Here is a 7,102-nt window from a genome sequence, read left to right on the forward strand (position 1 = left end):
GGGTACACCATCGCCGGATACCCTGATGGCATTGCCTTCCTGCGTTACCTGCATTACTTTTCCGTTGTTTTGCCTGTATGTACCCGTATAGTGCCGTAGGATGGGATCCGGCAGCGTGATCCTTTCATGGGAATGCTGCCCTTTGTTCATGATCGCTAAGATCTCTGCACCGGCAGGCAGCGCCTGTTTAATGATACGGTCGTATACAAACATGCCGTTGTCGCCATTGGTCATTACCACAATTCCACTTTTGGAGCCCGGCATAAAGACCGCCATGGTACGTACGCCTATGTCAGAGCCGCCGTGCTCCAGTGCAAAATCGCCGTCCGGCAGGTCCTTTATCAATCCCCATCCCAGGCTTCTGAAGTAATGCTCCCTTGTTTGCACCTGTGGTTTTACCATATCATTATAAAGCGCAGGAGAAAGGCCGTTCCCGTTCATTGCAAAAATGCCCAGCCGGCAATAATCTTCTATGGTAGTGATCAGGTCATCTGCGGCGCTTACCGGTGTTTGAATGCTGCCTGTATAAAGCTGGCCCTGTCCGTTGTGCCAGCGGGCAAAGCGGCTGGTATCCAGGTCCTGCCCCCAGTACCGCGTATCTTTCATATCCAAAGGTTTGAACAATAATGAATCCAGCAGCTGGTTCAAAGGTTGATGGAATTTACTTTCCAGGGCCCGCCTTAGATATTCAAACCCTTCGCCGGAGTAGCCGAACTTTGTGCCGGGTGTAAAATTAAAGCTTAGCTTATTGCCGCCATTATCTGTACGCCAGTTAGGGAAACCTGTTTGATGGCTTAACACCATGCGGGTGGTTAATTTCACCAGGTTAGTATCACCGTTTACATCCGGATCGATCCAGTAATGCGCCAGGGGCTCATCCAGGTCCCAGCTGCCGGACTGCACCAGCTTTAGGGTAAGCATAGCTACTACCGGCTTGGTTTGGGAGGCAATGTTAAAAAGGGTGTTAGCCGGGGCAGGAACGCCTTGCTGCAGCTGGCCAAATACTTTTACCCATTTTATTTTCCCCTGTTCTATTAATCCCACACCTGCACAGGGTACATGATATTCGGCCATCCACGCGGGCACCTGTTGCAGCAGTGCATTTTCAACAGTACCGCTTTGCTGCGCCAGGCAGCTATTCATTACCAGGGATGCAAGGAAAAGAGCAATGCAAATGAGTACAGCTTTCATTGTTTTAAATTTTACTCAAAAGTATTTGTGCCCGCTTGCCGGCAAAAATAAAAGTGCTTAACGTATAACCGCGGGGGATAAACAGCTTCCGGGCGTACATCACCAGTTTTTTGAACGTTTGTCACCGGCAGAAAGGTGTTTATCACCGGGATTTGGATTATCTGGAAAGCTCCGCTAATTTGTTATACCGGAATTAATCCCGGCTACCTGATGACTAAACAATTTGACTGGACCGTACTATTTTCTAAACGCTATAAGGTGTACACCCAGCTCTTGTTCTGGATCATTGTTTTTTTTCTGTACATTATTTTAAAGGAATACCCGCAACATTTTACCGGCGCAGCGCTGATCTGCATTGTATTGCAGGAAACGCTGGAGCTGGCTATACCCTGTTATTCCCAGAACCTGCTGGTATTGCCTTTCTTTAAACAGGGGAAATGGCTGTTGGGTATAGGCCTGTACGTTATACAGCTCATTTTTCTGATCTATGGGCTGCCTTTAATATTGAATGCCGCCGGCTGGATATTTTTAAAGCTCTTCCATATTGATAACCGGGTTGACTGGACGCAGGAGCACATTGCTTTCAGCGTAATTGCCTTTACGGTTGTTGCCAGTTTCTTTAAGATAGCCCTGGATAAGCTAATCCTTGATAAAGAGCAAAAGGAAATGGAGCTCCGGCATTTAAAAGCGCAGCTGAACCCGCATTTTTTATTTAATACACTGAACAACCTGTATGGCTTATCAGTAGTACAATCACCCAAGCTGCCGGAGCTGATGCTAAAACTCTCCGACCTGCTCCGCTATGCTTTGTACGACACCAATCAAAACTATGTGTCCCTGCAAAAAGAGCTTACGCATATTACGAATTACGTGGAACTGGAAAAGATAAGGCTGGATAACAAAACGCAGATTGAGCTGAATATACAGGGCGATCTTGCGGATCAATACATTGCGCCCTTAATGCTGATCATATTTATTGAGAACGGTTTTAAGCATTATTCCGCTGCGCAGGATCAGCAGGCATTTGTACAGATCTTTTTCAGGATGCAGGGCGATACATTGTATTTAAAAGTGGCTAACTCGCTGGATGCTGCTTTGTATGGAGCGGGAAAACCGGCCCGGCGCAAAGGCGGTATAGGCCTTTCCAACATCCGGCAGCGGCTGCATCTGATTTATCCGCAAAAACATACTTTAACAGTTACCCACGAACGCGAGTATTACGAAGTGGATTTAAAAATAGATCTAAGCTGATGACGACCATCAATTGTATTATAGTAGACGATGAGCCCATTGCCAGGGATCTACTTACCAACTACATTTCGCAGGTGCCGTACCTGCGCCTGGCAGGCGCCTGCAGCAATGCTTTTGAGGCAATGCAGCTCCTGAATAAAAAGGATGTAGAGCTGATTATACTGGACATTAACATGCCCAGGCTTAGTGGCTTTGAAATGTTACGCTCCCTGAAGCAGTATCCTTCGGTTATCATTACCTCTGCCTACCCGGAATATGCGCTGGAAGGCTTTGAGCTATCGGTAATAGATTATTTATTAAAACCTTTTTCTTTCCAGCGTTTTGTACAGGCAACGGAAAAGGTGATCAAACACGGGCAGGAGCCGGTTTTGCCTATTATAGAAGATGCCGGACAACATTTTTTAATGGTACGGTCCGACAAGAAGTTAACTAAGGTGTATTTCAGCGATATAACTTACGTGGAAGCATATGGGAATTACATTTACATCCATAGCGGACAGGATAAGATCATTTCAAAGCAAACGCTTACCCAGTTTGAGGAGCAGCTGCCGGCAGGTAAATTTATAAGGATCCATAAGTCATTTGTTGTGGCGGTGAATGCGGTTAAATACCTGGAAGGCAACCAGGTTTCACTGGGGGATACCAGGCTTCCTATCGGGAAAGTGTACCGGGAAGGAGTGTTGAAGCGGTTTCAATAGCACATTATTTGCGGTATGGGACGTTTTTATTTTTTAAATTAAAGGTGTTTAAAATTTAGACCATGCCTGGAATTAAGAACGGAAAACCGATGCTGTATTTGGGATTGCTGGTATGCCTGCCGCTTTTGGGATGGCTGCTAATAAGATGTATACCCATTGAAAGTACATCTGCCGTAGAAAAGCCGAATATCATTATTATTCTTACAGATGATATGGGATATAGTGATGTAGGATGTTTCGGCGGTAATTTTGTGCCCACGCCCAACATTGACAGGCTTGCAAAAAGCGGCATGAAGCTAACGCATTATTACAGCGCAGCGCCTATCTGCTCCCCTTCAAGAACCGGGCTGTTAACCGGCATGTATCCGGCAAGATGGAATTTTTCAACCTACCTGGATAATAAAAAACATAACAGGAACGCGGAGCAAGCTGATTACCTGGATCCCCAGGCGCCTTCCATGGCCCGTTTTTTTAAGAATGCCGGTTATGTTACGGGGCATTTCGGCAAATGGCATATGGGCGGTGGCCGGGATGTGCATAATGCACCGGGGTTTGAGAAGTATGGATTTGATGAGCATAACAGCACCTATGAAAGCCCGGATCCTGACCCCTTAATTACGGCTACTAACTGGATCTGGTCTGATAAAGACAGCATAAAACGATGGGATAGAACCAAATACTTTGTGGACAGAACATTGGATTTTATGAAGCGGCACAAAGGTCAGCCCTGTTTTGTAAACCTTTGGCCCGATGATGTGCACACGCCATGGGTGCCCAGGACGGAAACAGAATATACCGGCAAATTTCCCATGAACCCGGAAGAAGAAGCAGCCTTTAAGCTGGTATTAAAAGAATATGATGTGCAGATCGGCAGATTGCTGGATGGTTTGAAAAGTATGGGGCTGGACAAAAACACCATCGTGATCTTTACCAGTGATAACGGGCCTTTGCCAAGCTTCAGAGGCAGCAGGGCCGCTGGTTTAAGAGGCTCTAAATTGTCGTTATACGAAGGCGGTATCCGGATGCCGTTTATTATCAGCTGGCCGGGTCATGTGCCTGCAGGAACAACGGATGAAACCTCGGAGCTGAGCGCTACAGACCTGCTGCCTTCTTTAAGCAGCATAGCCGGTGTAAAGCTGCCTGCTAATTATAAAGGGGATGGTAAAGACCGGAGTAAAGTGTTCTTTGGAAAAGCATCTGCCAGAAACATGGATCAGTATTGGGAATATGGCCGGAATAACATTGCGTTTAAATATCCAAAACAAAGGGATAAAAGTCCTAACCTGGCGGTACGTTCCGGCGAATGGAAGCTGCTGATGAACAGCGATGGAACAGATGCGCAGCTGTATAATATAACAAAAGATAAAAATGAAACTACAGATGTTGCTGCAACGCAGCCGGAGCTGGTGAGGAAGCTGAAAGATAAGCTGAACAAGTGGTGGGCGTCTCTTCCTAAATTAAGAACAGCGGAAATAAAGTAGAACGCTTAATTTACATTATGAACTGTTCCAGGCCAGGACAATTTTATGGAAAGGCGAATGAAACGCTGCATTTAAACGGGATCATTTTAAATGATGCCGTTTATACCCATGACCGGGTTGACTGGCATTATCATGAGAATTCGTACTTCACCTTCCTGCTGGAAGGTATGGTGCTTGACGGGAATAAAAAGCAGGTGCACGAATGCGCGGCCGGCAGCCTCCTGTATCAAAACTGGCAGGATCCGCATTACAATGTGGGCTCAAAAGTGTTTACCCGCGGGTTTCATGTTGAAATGGCGCCAAGCTGGTTTTCTTTTTTTGATCTTCCGGTTGGCCTGCCGGAAGGAAGCATCCGCATCCAGGATCCTTTGTTAAAGACCCTGATGTATAATGTGTTTAAGGAAACAAAATTATACAGCGGCAGCAGCCAGTTGGCCATCGATGCGTTGCTTGTACAGCTGATGAGTGGCCTGGTAACTGAAAAGCTCCGGTATGATCAGCAACCCCCGGCGTGGGTAGGAAAGGTGAAGGAAGCGCTGCATGCAGCGCCGGAAAGCTGGAACCTGATTGATCTGGCCACCCTCGCAAACTTACACCCGGTTCATTTGTCGCGGCAGTTTCCCAAATACTTTAAAACCACGCTGGGCGATTATGTTAGAATGATCAGGATTCAAAAGGCGCTCGCGTTATTCCCCGATAAAAATAAGTCCCTTACTGAGATCGCTGTTGAATGTGGTTTTGCAGACCAAAGCCATTTTATCCGGTGCTTCCGGGCCAATCACCAGCTAACGCCGCTCCACTATAGAAAGCTGCTGTTGAAAAACAGCACACGTTAATTTTATTCTATTTTAATGTTTTGCTTACAGGTATTTTTGAGGCGATCAAAGCACCCAATACTATGAAGCGTTTACCTGTGTTTATTTTTCTCCAGCTTTTTGTGGCAGGGCTGTATGCGCAGCAAAAGGATATTGTTAGCAACCAGGGCATCACTTCAGAGCTGCACCGGGCTAATTTGGGCAAGATCCTGTTCACTGCACAAAATATCCCCCCTGCGGCGCTTCAGCAAAAAGATGTGTTGAAAGAGTATACACTTACCAACAAAAGCAACCTTTTCATGACCGCGTTCATGAATAATTCTATAACGAATTACTTGCATGACCTGGCGCCGGATCTTACGGCAGATAGTCTGGTAAAGGCTGGCAACTACCAGTTTGCGTTGTTTGTAGATGGGCGTCTTGTGTATGAAAGTAACCTGTACCCTGGCGCTCCCCCTAAGGCAGTACAGGATACCGCCACACTCATAAGCAAACCTTTAATCGATAACGGGCATGAAGGCGTATTCTGGAGCCAGTATTATTGGGGAAGATTTTTAACGCATGGGGGCGACAGTGCGCTCACAGAGGGTAAACACCTGCTGCATATGCAGATCAGGCCCTATATTCAGCTGGCTGCTGAAGTTAAGGTGGGTGAGATCATTGCAGAGGGAGATGTAACCCTGAACGTACACCGGAAGCCTGAAATAGATATTGCTAAAGTGCAGCTGCATCCTGTGAGCCCATACCCCGGCCTGGATATTTCCAGGGAAAAATTTAACAGCGCCAGGATTAAAGAGATGAAGGCAAATATAGAAGAAGGCGTTTTTAAGCACATTAACAGCGTGGTGGTGCTATGCAAAGGAAAAATATTGATAGAAGAATATTTCAATGGCGAAGACCGGTATACCCTGCATAATCCCCGGTCTGTTGGGAAATCCTTTGCTTCAAGCGTAACCGGTATTGCTATACAGGAAGGCTTTCTGAAAGGGGAGCAGCAGCAGTTAAGGGAGTTTTATGACCTGCACCGGTTCGAGAACTATGCTGCAGAAAAGGAGGAGGTTTCAATAAAAGACCTGCTCACCATGAGCGCCGTTTTTGACGGTGATGATAACACCAACTCTCCGGGTAATGAAGAGAATATGTATCCTACGGAGAACTGGGTAAAGTTTGCATTAGACTTGCCGGTGAACCTTACCAGGCCTAAGACGGAATGGCATTATTTTACAGCAGGGGTGGTTATACTGGGCGACATCTTAAACAAAACCGTTCCGGACGGATTGGAGAAATATGCGGATCTGAAATTGTTTAAGCCACTCGGCATCACGCAGTATCAATGGGGCTACACCCCGCAGCATGTGCCAAATACAGCAGGCGGCATCCAGCTGCGGGCATTGGATTTTGCGAAGTATGGCCAATTGTATAAGAATGAAGGAGAATGGAACGGCCGGCAGCTCCTGACAAAGGAATGGGTAGCTAAAACATTCACGAAGCATAAAGTTATTCCCGGCAGAAGGGAAGAATACTACGGCTATCTTTTCTGGAACAAGCAATTTAATGTAGCCGGTAAACAGCTGAATACTTTTTATTGTGCAGGCAACGGCGGAAACAGCATTTTCATTTTCCCTGATCAGCCCTGGGTGGTAGTTGTCACTGCCAGCGCTTATGG

The 7,102-nt window shown here is 46.5% G+C and carries 6 protein-coding genes; 5 read left to right on the forward strand and 1 reads right to left on the reverse strand.

Annotation, left to right across the window (positions count from 1 at the left end; all coding sequences use genetic code 11):
* The coding region (locus VIM87_RS07925; RefSeq protein ID WP_331996462.1) for a serine hydrolase domain-containing protein at positions 1-1,191 on the reverse strand (1,191 nt) is incomplete at its 3' end.
* 210 nt (positions 1,192-1,401) lie between these two features.
* Here VIM87_RS07925 and VIM87_RS07930 point away from each other — a divergent pair.
* The 5 genes from VIM87_RS07930 to VIM87_RS07950 form a co-directional block, all read left to right on the forward strand.
* A complete protein-coding gene (locus tag VIM87_RS07930; RefSeq protein ID WP_331996463.1) occupies positions 1,402-2,442 on the forward strand; it encodes a sensor histidine kinase in 1,041 nt (346 codons plus the stop codon).
* Positions 2,442-3,140 carry a LytTR family DNA-binding domain-containing protein gene (locus VIM87_RS07935; protein WP_331996464.1) on the forward strand — a complete coding sequence of 233 codons (699 nt, stop codon included), beginning with the start codon at positions 2,442-2,444 and terminating at the stop codon, positions 3,138-3,140. The genes VIM87_RS07930 and VIM87_RS07935 overlap by 1 nt, the downstream gene beginning before the upstream one ends.
* Positions 3,141-3,202: 62 nt before the next feature.
* On the forward strand, positions 3,203-4,621 hold the full coding sequence (locus VIM87_RS07940) for a sulfatase-like hydrolase/transferase (RefSeq protein WP_331996465.1): 1,419 nt from the start codon (positions 3,203-3,205) through the stop codon (positions 4,619-4,621).
* A 17-nt stretch (positions 4,622-4,638) separates the two neighbouring features.
* Positions 4,639-5,457, forward strand: coding sequence for a helix-turn-helix transcriptional regulator (locus tag VIM87_RS07945; RefSeq protein ID WP_331996466.1), 819 nt, complete (start codon positions 4,639-4,641; stop codon positions 5,455-5,457).
* Positions 5,458-5,519: 62 nt separating this feature from the next.
* Positions 5,520-7,102: serine hydrolase (locus VIM87_RS07950; protein ID WP_331996467.1), on the forward strand; the 1,583-nt coding region annotated here is incomplete at its 3' end.

The sequence above is a fragment of the Chitinophaga sp. genome (genome assembly GCF_036569125.1).
Taxonomy (GTDB): domain Bacteria; phylum Bacteroidota; class Bacteroidia; order Chitinophagales; family Chitinophagaceae; genus Chitinophaga.

What these genes read in the sequence shown, in the direction of transcription:
- VIM87_RS07935 (WP_331996464.1), top strand. Translation starts at nt 2,442, where the DNA reads ATGACGACCATCAATTGTATTATAGTAGACGATGAGCCCATTGCCAGG.
- VIM87_RS07940 (WP_331996465.1), top strand. Translation starts at nt 3,203, where the DNA reads ATGCCTGGAATTAAGAACGGAAAACCGATGCTGTATTTGGGATTGCTG.
- VIM87_RS07945 (WP_331996466.1), top strand. Translation starts at nt 4,639, where the DNA reads ATGAACTGTTCCAGGCCAGGACAATTTTATGGAAAGGCGAATGAAACG.
- VIM87_RS07930 (WP_331996463.1), top strand. Translation starts at nt 1,402, where the DNA reads ATGACTAAACAATTTGACTGGACCGTACTATTTTCTAAACGCTATAAG.